The sequence below is a fragment of the Streptomyces sp. NPDC060064 genome, from assembly GCF_042736455.1.
Classification (GTDB): Bacteria; Actinomycetota; Actinomycetes; order Streptomycetales; family Streptomycetaceae; genus Streptomyces.
In genome coordinates, this window is sequence record NZ_JBHWWF010000028.1 from 90,536 (window position 1) to 106,766 (window position 16,231).

Here is a 16,231-nt window from a genome sequence, read left to right on the forward strand (position 1 = left end):
CGTACACTGGCTCGGGGGAGTGCTGGCACTCGGACATGACGAGTGCCAAGCAGTCACCACAAGGAACCACGGCTGGAGGTGTGCGCAGATGCTCAGCGAACGCAGACTCGAGGTGCTGCGCGCCATCGTCCAGGACTATGTCGGCACCGAGGAGCCCGTCGGCTCCAAGGCCCTCACCGAGCGGCACAAGCTCGGTGTCTCCCCGGCTACTGTCCGTAACGACATGGCGGTGCTGGAAGAGGAAGGGTTCATCGCCCAGCCGCACACCAGCGCCGGCCGCATCCCGACGGACAAGGGCTACCGGCTCTTCGTCGACAAGCTGGCGGGCGTCAAGCCCCTGTCGGCGCCCGAGCGCCGCGCCATCCAGAACTTCCTGGACGGAGCCGTCGACCTGGACGACGTCGTGGGCCGTACGGTACGGCTGCTCGCGCAGTTGACCCGGCAGGTCGCCGTCGTCCAGTACCCCTCGCTGACCCGGTCCACGGTCCGGCACGTGGAGCTCCTGTCCCTCGCGCCCGCCCGGCTGATGCTCGTGCTCATCACGGACACCGGACGGGTCGAGCAGCGCATGATCGACTGCCCCGCGCCGTTCGGCGAGACCTCGCTGGCCGACCTGCGGGCCCGGCTCAACAGCCGGATCGTCGGGCGCCGCTTCGCGGATGTGCCGCACCTGGTGCAGGAGCTGCCCGACTCCTTCGAGACGGAGGACCGCGGCACTGTGTCCACGGTGCTGGCGACCCTGCTCGAGACGCTGGTCGAGGAGACGGAGGAGCGGCTGGTGATCGGCGGCACGGCCAATCTCACCCGCTTCGGGCACGACTTCCCGCTGACCATCAGGCCGGTGCTGGAAGCGCTCGAGGAGCATGTGGTGCTCCTCAAGCTGCTCGGCGAGGCCAAGGACTCGGGCATGGGCATGACCGTACGTATCGGTCATGAGAACGCACATGAGGGCCTCAACTCCACTTCCGTGGTCGCGGTCGGCTACGGTTCGGGCGACGAGGCAGTTGCCAAACTCGGCGTGGTCGGACCGACCCGCATGGACTACCCCGGAACGATGGGAGCGGTACGCGCAGTGGCACGTTACGTCGGACAGATCCTGGCGGAGTCGTAAGTGGCCACGGACTACTACGCCGTACTCGGCGTACGCCGCGACGCATCGCAGGACGAGATCAAGAAGGCCTTCCGCCGGCTTGCGCGTGAACTCCACCCGGATGTGAATCCGGACCCGAAGACGCAGGAGCGCTTCAAGGAGATCAACGCCGCGTACGAGGTGTTGTCGGACCCGCAGAAGAAGCAGGTCTACGACCTCGGCGGAGACCCGTTGTCCCAGGCGGGCGGCGGAGGCGCGGGCGGATTCGGGGCCGGTGGCTTCGGCAACTTCTCCGACATCATGGACGCGTTCTTCGGTACGGCGTCGCAGCGGGGCCCCAGGTCGCGTACGCGACGGGGCCAGGACGCGATGATCCGGCTGGAGATCGACCTCAACGAAGCGGCCTTCGGTACGACGAAGGACATCCAGGTCGACACGGCTGTCGTCTGTACGACGTGTTCGGGTGAGGGCGCGGCGCCGGGGACCTCGGCGCAGACCTGCGACATGTGCCGCGGACGCGGTGAGGTCTCGCAGGTGACGCGGTCCTTCCTGGGCCAGGTCATGACCTCGCGGCCGTGCCCGCAGTGCCAGGGCTTCGGCACGGTCGTGCCGACGCCGTGCCCGGAGTGCGCCGGTGACGGCCGTATCCGCTCGCGCCGGACGCTGACCGTGAAGATCCCGGCGGGCGTCGACAACGGCACGCGCATCCAGCTCGCGGGCGAGGGCGAGGTCGGCCCGGGTGGCGGACCGGCGGGTGATCTGTACGTCGAGATCCACGAGCTGCCGCACGCGGTCTTCCAGCGGCGTGGCGACGATCTGCACTGCACGGTGACGATCCCGATGACGGCGGCGGCGCTGGGCACGAAGTGCCCGCTGGAGACGCTCGACGGCATGGAGGAGGTCGACATCCGACCGGGCACACAGTCCGGCCAGTCGATCCCGCTGCACGGGCGTGGCATCACGCATCTGCGGGGCGGCGGCCGCGGCGACCTGATCGTGCACGTCGAGGTGATGACGCCGTCGAAGATGGACGCGGACCAGGAACGGCTGCTGCGGGATCTGGCGAAGCTGCGCGGCGAGGAGAGGCCGACGGGGCAGTTCCAGCCGGGGCAGCAGGGGCTGTTCTCCCGCCTGAAGGACGCGTTCAACGGGCGGTAGCCGTTGGGGGGTGCGGGTTGCCGGGGCTCTGCCCCGGGCCCCGCGCCTCAATCGCCGGCGGGGCTCTGTTGGGGCTCCGCCCCAAGCCCCGCTCCTCAAACACCGGAGGGGCTGATATTTGAGCCCGTCCGGCGATTGAGGACACCCCCGGAGGGCGTACGGCCCCCCGAACGCCCGATTCGGTCGCGCGCGAGCAACATGGCACCATGCCTGCATGTCCTCCGCACTGACCGATCTCTGCCGGTATCCGATCGTGCAGGCCCCCATGGCGGGCGGCGCCTCCTGTCCGCAGCTCGCCGCCGCCGTTTCCGACGCAGGTGGGCTCGGCTTCCTCGCCGCCGGGTACAAGACGGCGGACGGCATGTACCAGGAGGTCAAACAGATCCGCGGGCTCACCGGTCAGCCCTTCGGCGTCAATCTCTTCATGCCGCAGCCCAACACCGCCGACCCCGCCGCCGTCGGTGTCTACCGGCAGCAGCTCGCCGGTGAGGCCGCCTGGTACGAGACGCCTCTCGGCGACCCCGACAGCGGACGGGACGACGGGTACGAGGCCAAGCTCGCGATCCTCCTCGACGACCCCGTTCCTGTCGTCTCCTTCACCTTCGGCTGTCCGACCCGCGAAGTGCTCGACTCCTTCGCGAAGGCCGGCACCTTCACCGTGGTCACCGTCACCACGCCCGAGGAGGCGCAGGCCGCGCAGTGGGCCGGTGCCGACGCCGTGTGTGTGCAGGGCATCGAGGCCGGCGGCCACCAGGGCACGCACCGCGACGACCCCGCCGCCGACGGCTCCGGGATCGGGCTGCTCTCGCTCATCGGGCTGGTCCGCGAGACCGTGCAGCTGCCGGTCATCGCCGCCGGCGGACTGATGCGCGGCAGCCAGATCGCCGCCGTGCTCGCGGCCGGTGCGAGCGCCGCGCAGCTCGGCACCGCGTTCCTGGTCTGTCCCGAGTCCGGCGCCAATGTGCTGCACAAGCAGGCCATGACCAATCCGCTGTTCGTCCGCACCGAACTCACCCGCGCCTTCTCCGGGCGGCCCGCCCGCGGCCTCGTCAACCGCTTCATGCGGGAACACGGTCCGTACGCCCCCGCCGCCTACCCCCAGGTGCACCATCTGACGAGCAGCCTGCGCAAGGCCGCGGCCAAGGCGGGCGACCCGCAGGGCATGGCTCTCTGGGCCGGACAGGGCCACCGGATGGCGCGCGAGCTGCCCGCCGGTCAGCTCGTCGAGGTACTCGCCGCCGAACTGGACTCCGCGCGGGCCGCGCTGGCGCTGGGCGGTGCGTGATGACCGCGCCCGTATTCGTCGTCGACTCGCTGGAGGGCGTGGGGCCTGGCGCGATCCTCACCCTGGACGGGCCCGAGGGACGGCACGCCGTCTCCGTACGCAGGCTGCAGTCCGGTGAGGACATCGTGCTGACGGACGGGCGAGGGCGCGGCGCGGCCGGTGTCGTGCTGCGCACGGAGGGCAAGGACCGGCTGATCGTCGAGCCGTTCGAGTTCCCGACGGAGCCCGAACCCACGCCTCGTATCACCGTCGTCCAGGCCCTCCCCAAGGGCGACCGCGGCGAACTCGCCGTCGAGACCATGACGGAGACCGGCGTGGACGCCGTGGTGCCGTGGGCCGCCGCCCGCTGCATCACTCAGTGGAGGGGTGAGCGGGGCGCCAAGGCCCTCGCCAAGTGGCGGGCCACCGCGCGCGAGGCGGGGAAACAGTCGCGCAGGCTCCGCTTCCCGGAGGTCACGGACGCCGCAACGACCAAGCAGGTTGCCTCACTTCTGGCCGAAGCCGACTTCGCGGCAGTGCTGCACGAGGAGGGCGCGGAGCCGCTCGCCACCGCGGAGCTGCCCGCCGAGGGCTCGATCGTGCTGGTCGTCGGGCCCGAAGGGGGCGTGTCGCCGGAGGAGTTGGCGGCATTTGCCGAGGCGGGCGCGAAGCCGTTCCGGCTCGGGCGCAGCGTGCTGCGCACGTCGACCGCGGGCACGGCCGCCACGGCGCTGCTGCTGGGCCGCACCGGCCGCTGGTCCTGAAACGGCGGCTACCTCGCTAGGACACGCCCGAGCCCGGGTCGCCCGCCACCACCGCGTCGAACAGCGGCCAGCCGTCGACCTCGGTCGTGCCTGCCGCGGTGGGCAGCAGCCCGCGCGCCGTCGCCTCGTCGAGAAGCCGCCGCGCGGACCCCGGCTCGTAGAGGTTCAGCCAGTTCCGCTCGGAGTCGCCCACCGAGCCCGATTCCCAGTAGCCCTCGGCGATGATCCGGCCCGGGCTCGCCCGGAAGACGAGCTCCAGGCGCGCCGTCGTCCCCTCGCGCCGCAGCGAGAGCGTGGTGCGGCAGTCCGTACAACGGCCTTCGGCGCGCGCGTGCTTATGACGGACCGACCACATGTAGACGGTGTTCTCGTCGACGACGAGCCGGCGCGTCCGGATCAGCTTCCTGGTCATTGCATGACCGTACGGGGGAAAGGTGGCCGCAACCACTCTTTTCCTTCCGGGCACTCGGTGACACCCTGCCCTCCATGCGGTGCTTGAGACGAGTACGACACCGGCGCACTCTTGCCGCAATCGGCGCTGCCGGTGCGGCAGTTGTGGGCGTTGCGGCCTGTGAACCGACGGGCGGGCTGAGCTCCGTCGCCGTCGCCGTCACCACCGACAGGACGGGCACCAGCACGCTGGAGCGACTGGGCTTCGACGTGCGGTGGCTCAGCTGTACGGCGACGTTGGGGGGCGCCCCCAAGGCGGCCGGCACAGCGTCCGCGTCGCCCTCCGCCCGGAGCGTGGCCACCGTCGACTGCCAGGGCAAGACCGGTATCGGCCAGGACATCACACTCAAGGGCAAGGTCACGGAGGAGCGTTCCGGGAGGTGCGTCCGCGGCGATCTCATCGCCAAGGTCAATGGCAAGGTCGTCTTCCAGGCCGACGTCCTCGGCAACTGCGCAGGCACGCCGACCCGCACGCCCACCCGCACCCCGTCCGTCACCCACCGCCCTGGCGACCCGCCGCGGCCCACCGTCACCGTCACGGTCACCGTGACCGCGACACCCGACCAGGGCAAGTGATCGGAAAGGCGTGACCGGGCGGCGGCCACCTGCCTAGGGTGACGGTGTGACGCAGCCTGCCTACCTCCGGTATCCGCATGTCCACGGCGAGTTGATCGCCTTCACCGCAGAGGACGACGTCTGGGTCGCGCCGCTCGACGGCGGCCGGGCGTGGCGCGTCAGCGCCGACAACGTACCGGTGGACCATCCGAGGATCTCGCCCGACGGCGCGCACATCGCCTGGTCCTCACGCCGTGACGGCGCGCCCGAAGTGCATCTCGCGCCCGTCGACGGCGGTCCTTCGGACCGGCTGACGCACTGGGGCAGCGGGAAGACGTCCGTACGCGGCTGGACGCCGGACGGCGAGATCCTCGCGATCAGTACGTACGGCCAGGCCTCGCTGCGCCGCAGCTGGGCGCGGGCCGTGCCGCTCGACGGCGGGCCCGCCACCGTCCTGCCATACGGACCGGTCGGTGATGTGGCGTTCGGTCGGCACACGCTGCTGCTCTCGGCCACCATGGGGCGGGAGGCCGCCGCCTGGAAGCGCTACCGGGGCGGCACCGCGGGCAAGTTGTGGATCGACCGGCCGGGCGAGGGCGAGTTCGTACGCCTCCACGAGGACCTCGACGGAAATGTCGAGTATCCGCTGTGGGTGGGGGAGCGGGTTGCCTTCCTCTCCGACCACGAAGGTGTCGGAGCTGTCTATTCGTCGCTGCCGGACGGTTCGGAGCTGCGCCGCCACACCGGGATCGACGGTTTCTACGCCCGCCATGCCTCCACCGACGGCACCCGGGTCGTGTACGCCGCCGCCGGTGAACTGTGGCTGCTCGACGGCCTCGAGAGCGACGGGCCCCGCCGGCTCGACATCCGCCTCGGCGGCCAGCGCACCGATCTGCGGCCGCGCCCCGTCAAGGCCGACCGCCATCTCGGCACCGCGGCCCCCGACCACACCGGGCGCGGCAGCGCGGTGGAGATCCGTGGCGGCGTCCACTGGGTCACCCACCGCGAAGGTCCCGCGCGGGCGCTCGGCGTGCAGCCCGGCGTACGGGCCAGGCTGCCGCGCACCTTCCGGGCCGACGGCGAGGAGCATGTGGTCTGGGTGACGGACGCCGAGGGGGACGACGCCCTCGAGTTCGCCCCGGCCGTCGGCCCGGCGCCCGGGGCGACACCGCGCAGGCTGGGCGCGGGCCGGCTCGGCCGGGTACTCAGTCTTGCCGTCGCGCCCGACGGCAGCCGAGCCGCGGTCGCCTCGCACGACGGCCGGGTACTGCTCGTCGAGCGGGAGAGCGGCGAGGTCCGCGAGGTCGACCACAGCGAGCACGGCCACGCCACCGGCCTGGTCTTCTCGCCCGACTCGGGCTGGCTCGCCTGGTCACATCCGGGACCGTCCCCGCTGCGCCAGCTCAAGCTCGCCAACACCGCGGATCTGTCCGTCTCCGAGGCGACCCCGCTGCGCTTCCGCGACTTCCAGCCCGCGTTCACGCTCGACGGCAAGCATCTGGCGTTCCTCTCCGAGCGCGCCTTCGACCCGGTCTACGACACGCATGTCTTCGATCTGGCCTTCGTCGGCGGCTGCCGCCCGCATCTGATCACGCTGGCCGCCACGACCCCGTCGCCGTTCGGGCCGCAGCGCCACGGCCGGGCCTTCGAAGCGGACAAGGACGACCGCGGCAGGGACCAGCGGGACGGTGAGGAGAGCGGCGCCCCCGTCACCCGTATCGATCTCGACGGACTCGCCGACCGGATAGTGCCGTTCCCCGTCGAGGCGGGCCGCTACTCCACGCTGCGCGCCGCCAAGGACGGACTGCTGTGGCTGAGCCATCCGATGCGCGGTGTCCTGGGCGCGACCCGGGCCACGCCCGACGACCCGGGGCCGAAGACCGCGCTGGAGCGGTACGACCTGGTCCAGCAGCGCATCGAGGAACTCGTCCCGGACGCCACAAGCTTCGACGTCAGCGGTGACGGCAAGCGGGTGCTGCTGTACGCGGACGGCAAGCTGAAGGTCGTACCGAGTGACCGCAGGCCCTCGCGCGACGAGGACAGCGACACCAACATCACCGTCGATCTCGCCCGCGTACGCAGCAGTGTCGACCCGGCCGCGGAGTGGCGGCAGATGTACGACGAGGCCGGGCGGCTGATGCGCGACAACTTCTGGCGCGCGGATCTCGGCGGCGTCGACTGGGACGGCGTACTGGAGCGGTACCGTCCGGTCCTCTCCCGGCTGGCCACGCACGACGACCTGATGGACCTGCTCTGGGAGGTGCAGGGCGAACTGGGCACCTCGCACGCGTATGTCACGCCCCGGGGCGGCTACGGCAGCGCCGCGGCGCGGCAGGGGCTGCTGGGCGCCGACATCTCCCGTTCCGCGGACGGTACTTGGCGCGTCGACCGCATCCTGCCGTCCGAGACCTCCGACCCGCAGGCCCACTCACCGCTCGCCGCGCCCGGCGTCGCGGTGCGCGCCGGGGACGCGATTCTCGCGGTGGACGGAAGACCGGTGGACGAGGTCACCGGGCCGGGGCCGCTGCTGGTCGGAGCGGCGGGCAAGGCCGTCGAGCTCACCATCTCCCCGGCGGGCGGCGGCGATCCGCGGCACGCGGTGGTCGTCCCGCTCGCGGACGAGGAGCCGCTGCGGTACCACGCCTGGGTCGCCGACCGGCGTAGTTACGTCCACGAGCGGTCCGGGGGCCGACTGGGCTATCTCCACGTGCCGGACATGCAGGCGCCGGGCTGGGCCCAGATCCACCGCGATCTGCGGGTCGAGGTCGCGAAGGAGGGCCTGGTGGTGGACGTCCGGGAGAACCGCGGCGGCCACACGTCGCAGCTCGTGGTGGAGAAGCTGGCGCGGCGTATCGTGGGCTGGGACCTGCCGCGCGGGATGCAGCCGCAGAGCTATCCGCAGGACGCGCCGCGCGGCCCGGTGGTGGCCGTGGCGAACGAGTTCTCGGGCTCGGACGGCGACATCGTCAACGCGGCGATCAAGGCGCTGGGCATCGGCCCCGTGGTGGGCACGCGGACCTGGGGAGGTGTGGTCGGCATCGACAGCCGGTACTCCCTGGTCGACGGCACACTGGTCACGCAGCCGAAGTACGCCTTCTGGCTGGAGGGTTACGAGTGGGGTGTGGAGAACCACGGCGTGGACCCGGACGTGGAGGTCGTCATGACGCCACAGGACCACGCGGCGGGCCGCGACCCGCAGCTGGACGAGGCGGTCCGGATGGCGCTGGCGGTCCTGTCGGAGAACCCGGCGAAGTCGGCGCCGAGCCTGCCGTAGGCAGAGCCGGCGAGGCCTGCCGCACAATGCGTGACGGCCGGTTGGCGCCGCGGAGCGCCGGCCGGATCCGCCGGCGGTCGCTCCCGTGCGTGACCGCCTGTCGGTTCGCGCAGTCGTGGGCGCCGGCTGTGGTGACCGCCGGCTGTGGTGACCGCCGGCCGTCGTGACCGCCGGCTGTCGTGGCGGACGGGCAAAGGGGCTCGGCACACTTGACCCCCGCCGCGGCGGGCCTGTCCGGACGCGGGCTATACGATGCCGTCGGTACCGACCACACGCGAGGAGGACCCGGTCATGGCGGGAGAACCGCAGGCTGACTGCCTGTTCTGCAAGATTGTCGCGGGGGAGGTGCCGGCCACCGTCGTACGGGAGACGGAGACCATCGTCGCCTTCCGCGACATCAACCCCCAGGCCCCGACGCACATCCTGGTCATCCCCAAGGCGCACTATCGCGACGCCGCCACCCTGGCCGCCGCGGAGCCGCAGCTCGCCGCCGATGTGCTGCGGGAGGCCGGCGAGGTCGCCGGTGAGGAGAAGGTCGACGTCGCCGGATACCGCATCGTCTTCAACACCGGCGCGGGCGCAGGCCAGACCGTCTTCCACGCGCACGCGCATCTGCTGGGCGGCCGCGGCCTCGAGTGGCCTCCCGGGTAGCGGGAACACCGACTTGTCCGTACGTGAATTGGTGGTGCTCGGCACCGCCAGCCAGGTCCCCACCCGGCACCGCAACCACAACGGCTATCTGCTGCGCTGGGACGGCGAGGGCATCCTCTTCGACCCCGGCGAGGGCACCCAGCGCCAGATGCTGCGCGCCGGTGTCGCCGCGCACGACATCAACCGGATCTGCGTCACGCACTTCCACGGCGACCACTCGCTCGGGCTCGCCGGCGTGATCCAGCGGATCAACCTCGACCGGGTCCCGCACCCGGTCACCGCGCACTACCCGGCGAGCGGACAGCGCTTCTTCGAACGGCTGCGGTACGCCACGGCCTACCGCGAGACGGTGGCGCTGGACCAGAAGCCGGTGGGCGGCGACAGTGCCGTACTGGCCACGACCGATGCGTACACCCTCGACGCCCACAGGCTCTCGCACCCCGTCGAGTCGTACGGCTACCGGATCACCGAGCCCGACGGCCGCCGGATGCTGCCTGAGAAACTGGCCGCGCACGGCATCCGGGGTCCGGGTGTCGGCCGACTGCAGCGCGAGGGCGTGCTCGACGGTGTCACCCTCGACGACGTGAGCGAGGTGCGCAGGGGCCAGCGCTTCGCCTTCGTCATGGACACCAGGCTCTGCGACGGCGTGTACGCGCTGGCCGAGGGCTGCGACATGCTCGTCATCGAGTCCACCTTCCTCGACGAGGACGAGCAACTGGCGTCGGACCACGGCCACCTGACCGCCGGCCAGGCGGCCCGCGTGGCGCGCGACGCGGGCGTGCGGCATCTCGTGCTGACGCATTTCTCGCAGCGCTACAGCGACCCGTACGAGTTCGAGCGGCAGGCCAGAGCCGCCGGTTACGAGGGTGAGCTGACCGTCGCCCAGGACCTGTGGCGGATCCCCGTTCCCAAAAGGACCTGAGCGCGAAACGGCCTAAGATGGGGCAATGCCCCTCCCCAAAGCCGAACTGCACCTGCACATCGAAGGCACCCTCGAGCCCGAGCTCGCCTTCGCGCTCGCCGCGCGCAACAGCGTCGTACTGCCGTACAAGGACACTGAAGAGCTGCGCCGCGCCTACCTCTTCCAGGACCTGCAGTCCTTCCTCGATCTGTACTACGGGCTGATGTCCGTCCTGCACACCGAGGACGACTTCGCCGAACTCGCCGACGCGTATCTGGCGCGGGCCGCCGGGCAGGGCGTGCGCCACGCGGAGATCTTCTTCGACCCGCAGGCGCACACCGCCCGCGGTGTCCCGATCGGCACGGTGATCGACGGGCTGGCCCGCGCGCTCGACCGCAGCGAGGAGCGGCACGGTGTCTCCACCCGGCTGATCATGTGCTTCCTGCGGGACGAGTCCGCCGAGTTGGCGATGGCGACGCTCGACGCCGCGAAGCCCTATCTGCACCGGATCGCGGGGGTGGGCCTGGACTCGGCGGAGGCCGGGCATCCGCCGTCGAAGTTCCGCGAGGTGTACGAGGCGGCGGACGCGCTCGGGCTGCGCAAGGTGGCACATGCGGGCGAGGAGGGCCCGCCGGCGTACATCCGGGAGGCCCTGGACGTGCTGGGCGTCGAGCGCATCGACCACGGGCTGCGCTGCATGGAGGATCCGGAACTGGTCGAGCGGCTGGTACGGGAGCGGGTTCCGCTGACGCTCTGCCCGCTGTCGAACGTACGGCTGCGGGCCGTCGACGTCCTCGAGGAGCACCCGCTGGGGCGGATGATGGACGCGGGGCTGCTGTGCACGGTCAACTCCGACGACCCCGCGTACTTCGGCGGCTACATCGGCGACACCTTCCACGCGGTGCACGAGGCACTGGGGCTCACTGAGGAGCAGCTGCGTGAGCTGGCCCGCAATTCGTTCCTGGCGTCCTTCCTGGACGACGACGAGGAGCGGCGGGCGCGGCTGATCGCCGAGGTCGAGGCGTACGACTTCGAGGTCGGACGCCCCGACTAGCGGGCGGGATCGGGCCGCTGGGGCTGCGCCTCCGGGCCGCCGATCGCACCCTTCGAGGGTGTCCTCAATCGCCGGAGGGGCTGAATGTTCAGCCCCTCCGGCGATTCAGCGCCGGCTCGCCGTCGCCTCGATCTTCGCGCGGACCTCCCTCATCACCGCCACGATCTGCCGCTCGTGCTCCTCGGTGAGCCGTGCCACCGGCACCGAGCAGCTGATCGCGTCCGTCGCGGGCGCTTCGTGGCGCAGCGCGAAGCCGAAGCCCGCGATACCGGTCACGCCCTCCTCGCGGTCGACGGCGTAGCCGCGCTCGCGGATCGCGGCGAGGTCGGCGGCGAGGACGGCCCGGTCGGTATGGGTGTTGGGCGTGAGCTGCTCCAACCCGCCCTCGGGAAACAGCTCGTCCGGCCGCTCGGCCGGCAGCGCCTTGCCCAGCGCGCCCGCGTGCGCGGGCAGCCGGCGGCCCACCCGGCTGAAGGTGCGCACATACTCATGTGACTCGCGGGTCGCGAGATGGACGACGTCCGCGCCGTCCAGCCGGGCCAGATGAATCGTCTCGCCGAGCGCGTCCGAGGCCTCGTGGAGATACGGGTGGGCGGCGCGTACCAGCGGATCGCTGTCCAGATAGCTGGTGCCGGTGAGCAGCGCCCGGATGCCGATGGCGTAGAGCGAGCCGGTGGCGTCCGTGCGGACCCAGCCGCGGTCGATGAGCGTCTGCAGCAGTGCGTACATGCTGCTGCGAGGTACGCCCAGTTCCTCCGCGAGCCGGAGCCGGGCGGGGCGGTTGCCGCGCTCCGCCAGTACTTCGAGCAGCTCGACGGTGCGGCCCGCCGACTTCACCTCGCGCACGCCGCCGGTTTGCGGCGTCGGCGCCGGCTCCGATTCCGGCTCCGAGTCCGTCTGCGAATCCGTCTCCGACATGCGCCGATCGTCATCCGGGCACCTGGGCCCATTGACGCCCCCTGTTCGCGTATCTATTCTCCGTTCTCATTCGTGTACGTCATCTACATGGGGAGACAGCATGGGGCAGGCCGCGGACGTGCCCGGTTACGCCGTGTCGCCGGTCAAGGCGGCGGCCCGGCTGCGCGGAAGGCCCGTGGGGCCGGTACGCGCACCCCTCACCGAACCCGGTCCCGACGACCTCGCGGACCTCGAAGCACTGCCGGCAGCCGGACTCGACCTGGTAGGAGCCACCGCGTGAACGCACGCAACGACCTGACGATCACCGAGGTGCGGCTCACCCCGATCCTCGTCGCCGACCCGCCGCTGCTCAACACACAGGGCGTGCACCAGCCGTACACCCCGCGGCTGATCGTCGAGGTGGTCACGGCAGGAGGTATCACCGGCGTCGGCGAGACCTACGGCGACACCAAGTACCTCGACCTGGCAACGCCGTTGGCGGAGGTACTGCCCGGCTGCCAGGTCAGCGATCTGAACGGGCTGCATCAGCTCGCGGCGCAGGTCTGCGGCGACTCGCCCGAGGCCACCGGCGCGGACGCCGTCGACGTCGGCGGCCTTCGCGGTGCGCAGACCGCCGAGAAGCTGCGGCTCTCCATCGTCTCCGGCTTCGAGGTCGCCTGCCTCGACGCGCTCGGGAAGGCCCTCGGCCTGCCCGTGCACGCGCTGCTCGGCGGCAAGGTGCGCGACGCCGTCGACTACAGCGCGTACCTCTTCTACCGCTGGGCCGAACACCCCGGCGGCGCCGGGAAGTCCGACGACTGGGGCGCGGCCGTGGACCCGGCGGGCGTCGTCGCGCAGGCCCGGCGCTTCGCCCGCGAGTACGGCTTCGCCTCCTTCAAGCTCAAGGGCGGCGTCTTCACGCCCGAGGAGGAGATCGCGGCGGTCCGCGCGCTGGCGGAGGCGTTCCCCGGCCGGCCGCTGCGGCTCGACCCCAACGGCGCCTGGTCCGTGGAGACATCGCTGAAGGTCGCCGAGGAGCTCGCTGACGTACTGGAGTACCTGGAGGACCCGGCGAGCACGACGGCCCGGATGGCCGAGGTCGCGGCCGGCACCGATGTTCCGCTCGCGACGAACATGTGCGTGACGACCTTCGCCGAGATCCCCGAGGCCTTCGCGCGCGGCGCCGTTCAGGTCGTCCTCTGCGACCACCACTACTGGGGCGGGCTCCGCAACACCCGTGAACTGGCCGCGATCTGCCGGACGTACGGGGTCGGCCTGTCCATGCACTCCAACACCCACCTCGGTATAAGCCTCGCCGCGATGACGCATGTCGCCGCGGTCGTCCCCAACCTGGACTACGCCTGCGACAGCCACTACCCGTGGCAGACCGAGGACGTCATCACCGAGCGCCTCGAGTTCAAGGACGGCCGCCTCGCCGTCTGCGACCTGCCGGGCCTCGGTGTCGAACTCGACCGCGAGCGGCTGGCGCTCCTGCACCGGCGCTGGCTCGACGACGACGGCACGATGCGCGAACGCGACGACGCCGCGGCGATGCGGATCGCCGAGCCCGGCCGGGTCGCGCCACCCGTCCCCCGCTGGTAGCCGCACACGCCGCCCGCCCGGCGGTTGCTGTGCACGCCGCCGCCCGTCCGGCGGTTGGTGGATACGCAGCCCGTCCGGCGGTTGCCGCACACGCAGCCCGTCCCGTGATTGCCACACATCAGCCCGTCCGGCGATTGAGGACAGAATCGGGAAGGGGCGGGGCGGGGAAACTTCCTACGCCCCGGCCCGCACCCGCGACCCCCCGCCCCCCATCAGGCAGACTGGCCTGATCTGCACCACGTACCGGGAGCGGCACGGTGACCATTGGACACGGAGAGTATCCACACCACGCTGCCACCTGCCTGGACCCGCTCGCCGCGCTCCGGAGACCAGCCGATCCGGACTGCGACGTCTATCTCACCGGCAGTGTCTTCCTCGACATCATCTTCACCGGCCTCGACTCCGCCCCCGTCCGCGGTACCGAGTCCTGGGCCCGTGGCATGGGCTCCAGCCCCGGTGGTGTCGCCAATATGGCCACCGCCCTGGCCCGGCTCGGGCTGCGTACCTCCCTCGCCGCCGCGTTCGGGGACGACCACTACGGCGAGTACTGCTGGGACGCCCTCGCGCAGGGCGAGGGCATCGACCTCGCGCTCTCCCGCACCGTGCCCGGCTGGCACTCGCCCGTCACCGTCTCCATGGCGTACGAGGGCGAGCGCACGATGGTCTCCCACGGGCACGAGGCCCCGTCGCCCGAGCCCGCGCCGGACTGCCCGCCGCCCGCCAGGGCCGCCATCGCCTCTCTCACGCCCGGTCGCGACGAGTGGATCGCCCAGGCCGCCCGCAAGGGCACCCGCGTCTTCGCCGACGTCGGCTGGGACGAGAGCGGCCGCTGGGACCCGGACGACCTCGCCGACCTGGAGCACTGCGAGGCCTTCCTGCCCAATGCCGAAGAGGCGATGCGCTACACCCGCACCGACTGCCCCCGCGCCGCCGCCCACGCCCTGGCCGAGCGGGTTCCGCTGGCCGTCGTCACTCTCGGCGCGGAGGGCGCGTACGCCGTCGACGGCGGGACCGGCGAGAGCGCCCAGGTCCCCGCCATCGAGGTGGAGGCGCTCGACCCGACCGGTGCCGGTGATGTGTTCGTGGCCGGTTTCGTCACCGGCACGCTCGCGGGCTGGCCGCTCGCCGACCGCCTCGCCTTCGCCGGGCTGACCGCCGCCCTGTCGGTGCAGGAGTTCGGCGGCTCGCTCTCCGCGCCGGGCTGGTCCGAGATCGCCGCGTGGTGGCAGTACGTCCAGGGCTGTGACGACCAGGACCCGACGGCCCTGCGCCGGTACGCGTTCCTGGAGACGCTGCTGCCCGCGCCGACCCGGCCGTGGCCGCTGCGCCGAGCCGTACCGACGATCGGCTTCGGCCGCTCCGCCTGAAGCCCCCCGCCTGCGGCCCCTCCGCCCGCGGCCCCCGCCTGAAGCCGCCCCTCCGTAACGCCCCCGGAAAAGCCCTCGGCCTTGTCAGTGCCAAGTCGTACGCTTGGTGTCCCAGAGGTTGTCGAGCAGCGAGAACCCTGCAACGGGAGGTATGTGCAGGCCACAGAGCCGGCCCATGACTCAGACACCTACAGCCCAGACCCCTGCGCCGGGGCAGGCGCGAGCCCACTTCACCGTCCCCGCCAAGCATCCGATGGTGACGGTCCTGGGTTCGGGTGACGCCCTGCTGCGCGTGATCGAGAAGGCCTTCCCGGCGGCCGACATCCATGTCCGGGGCAATCAGGTGAGCGCGATCGGCGACGCGGCGGAAGTCGCTCTGATCCAGCGCCTGTTCGACGAGATGATGCTGGTGCTCCGCACCGGGCAGCCGATGACGGAGGACGCAGTGGAACGCTCGATCGCCATGCTCAGAGCAGGCGAAAGCGGCAACGGCGCGGTCGAGACCCCGGCCGAGGTGCTCACCCAGAACATCCTCTCCAGCCGCGGCCGGACCATCCGCCCCAAGACCCTCAACCAGAAGCGGTACGTCGACGCGATCGACAAGCACACGATCGTGTTCGGCATCGGCCCCGCCGGTACCGGCAAGACGTATCTCGCCATGGCCAAGGCGGTCCAGGCCCTGCAGTCCAAGCAGGTCAACCGCATCATCCTGACCCGTCCCGCGGTGGAGGCCGGCGAGCGCCTCGGCTTCCTGCCCGGCACGCTCTACGAGAAGATCGACCCGTATCTGCGGCCGCTGTACGACGCGCTGCACGACATGCTCGACCCCGACTCGATCCCACGGCTGATGGCGGCGGGCACGATCGAGGTCGCGCCGCTGGCGTATATGCGCGGCCGGACGCTCAACGACGCGTTCATCATCCTCGACGAGGCGCAGAACACCAGCGCCGAGCAGATGAAGATGTTCCTGACCCGGCTCGGCTTCGACTCGAAGATCGTCATCACCGGTGACGTCACCCAGGTCGACCTGCCGAACGGCACGAAGAGCGGACTGCGCCAGGTCCAGCACATTCTGGAGGGCGTCGAGGACGTGCACTTCTCCCGGCTCACGAGCCAGGATGTCGTACGGCACAAGCTCGTCGGCCGTATCGTCGACGCGTACGAGAAGTACGACGGCCAAAACGGGCACCCGAACGGGAAGTAG

Annotated in this window: 14 protein-coding genes and 1 pseudogene; 13 read left to right on the plus strand and 2 right to left on the minus strand. The window is 71.4% G+C overall.

The genetic code is table 11. The features are described 5' to 3' along the window. Positions 1–88: 88 nt before the first annotated feature. The 4 genes from hrcA to ACFWDI_RS29180 all read left to right on the plus strand — a co-directional run bounded on the left by hrcA (position 89) and on the right by ACFWDI_RS29180 (position 4,276). Positions 89–1,111 carry a heat-inducible transcriptional repressor HrcA gene (gene hrcA, locus ACFWDI_RS29165; protein ID WP_385308399.1) on the plus strand — a complete coding sequence of 341 codons (1,023 nt, stop codon included), beginning with the start codon at positions 89–91 and terminating at the stop codon, positions 1,109–1,111. Further along, entirely contained in the window at positions 1,112–2,248 is a 1,137-nt protein-coding gene (dnaJ, locus tag ACFWDI_RS29170; RefSeq protein WP_385308402.1) for a molecular chaperone DnaJ, read from the plus strand. A 214-nt stretch (positions 2,249–2,462) separates the two neighbouring features. Then, entirely contained in the window at positions 2,463–3,533 is a 1,071-nt protein-coding gene (locus ACFWDI_RS29175; RefSeq protein ID WP_385308404.1) for a nitronate monooxygenase, read from the plus strand. After that, on the plus strand, positions 3,533–4,276 hold the full coding sequence (locus tag ACFWDI_RS29180; protein WP_385308407.1) for a 16S rRNA (uracil(1498)-N(3))-methyltransferase: 744 nt from the start codon (positions 3,533–3,535) through the stop codon (positions 4,274–4,276). Before ACFWDI_RS29175 ends, ACFWDI_RS29180 begins: the two co-directional genes overlap by 1 nt. 16 nt (positions 4,277–4,292) lie before the next feature. On the opposite strand, the gene ACFWDI_RS29185 is transcribed toward ACFWDI_RS29180, so the two are convergent. Continuing rightward, positions 4,293–4,688: a hypothetical protein gene (locus ACFWDI_RS29185; RefSeq protein ID WP_385308410.1), complete on the minus strand. Its 396-nt coding sequence runs from the start codon at positions 4,686–4,688 to the stop codon at positions 4,293–4,295. Positions 4,689–4,762: 74 nt separating this feature from the next. On the opposite strand from ACFWDI_RS29185, the gene ACFWDI_RS29190 reads away from it, so the two are divergent. From ACFWDI_RS29190 to ACFWDI_RS29210, 5 genes are all read left to right on the plus strand, one after another. Continuing rightward, complete coding sequence (locus ACFWDI_RS29190; protein ID WP_385308413.1) at positions 4,763–5,302, plus strand: hypothetical protein; 540 nt, start codon at positions 4,763–4,765, stop codon at positions 5,300–5,302. A gap of 46 nt (positions 5,303–5,348) precedes the next feature. After that, entirely contained in the window at positions 5,349–8,555 is a 3,207-nt protein-coding gene (locus tag ACFWDI_RS29195) for a S41 family peptidase (protein WP_385308415.1), read from the plus strand. A gap of 291 nt (positions 8,556–8,846) precedes the next feature. Then, a complete protein-coding gene (locus ACFWDI_RS29200) occupies positions 8,847–9,206 on the plus strand; it encodes a histidine triad nucleotide-binding protein (protein WP_385308418.1) in 360 nt (119 codons plus the stop codon). A 13-nt stretch (positions 9,207–9,219) separates the two neighbouring features. Then, entirely contained in the window at positions 9,220–10,128 is a 909-nt protein-coding gene (locus ACFWDI_RS29205; RefSeq protein WP_385308421.1) for a ribonuclease Z, read from the plus strand. A 25-nt stretch (positions 10,129–10,153) separates the two neighbouring features. After that, positions 10,154–11,161 (plus strand): adenosine deaminase, encoded by a 1,008-nt coding sequence (locus ACFWDI_RS29210; RefSeq protein WP_385308424.1) that lies wholly within the window; start codon positions 10,154–10,156, stop codon positions 11,159–11,161. A 105-nt stretch (positions 11,162–11,266) separates the two neighbouring features. Here ACFWDI_RS29210 and ACFWDI_RS29215 read toward each other — a convergent pair whose 3' ends face one another. Next, on the minus strand, positions 11,267–12,079 hold the full coding sequence (locus ACFWDI_RS29215; RefSeq protein WP_385308426.1) for an IclR family transcriptional regulator: 813 nt from the start codon (positions 12,077–12,079) through the stop codon (positions 11,267–11,269). A gap of 118 nt (positions 12,080–12,197) precedes the next feature. Between ACFWDI_RS29215 and ACFWDI_RS29220 the strand changes: the two are divergent. The 4 genes and pseudogenes from ACFWDI_RS29220 to ACFWDI_RS29235 all read left to right on the plus strand — a co-directional run. Beyond that, positions 12,198–12,359, plus strand: a pseudogene (locus ACFWDI_RS29220) (5-dehydro-4-deoxyglucarate dehydratase); the annotation flags it as partial. Continuing rightward, the gene (locus ACFWDI_RS29225; RefSeq protein WP_385308428.1) at positions 12,356–13,660 is read left to right on the plus strand and encodes a glucarate dehydratase family protein; all 1,305 of its coding nucleotides are present in this window, start codon (positions 12,356–12,358) and stop codon (positions 13,658–13,660) included. The pseudogene ACFWDI_RS29220 and the gene ACFWDI_RS29225, both read left to right, overlap by 4 nt. Before the next feature lie 257 nt (positions 13,661–13,917). Continuing rightward, positions 13,918–15,027, plus strand: coding sequence for a carbohydrate kinase family protein (locus tag ACFWDI_RS29230; protein ID WP_385308430.1), 1,110 nt, complete (start codon positions 13,918–13,920; stop codon positions 15,025–15,027). A 175-nt stretch (positions 15,028–15,202) separates the two neighbouring features. Next, positions 15,203–16,231, plus strand: coding sequence for a PhoH family protein (locus ACFWDI_RS29235; protein ID WP_327323531.1), 1,029 nt, complete (start codon positions 15,203–15,205; stop codon positions 16,229–16,231).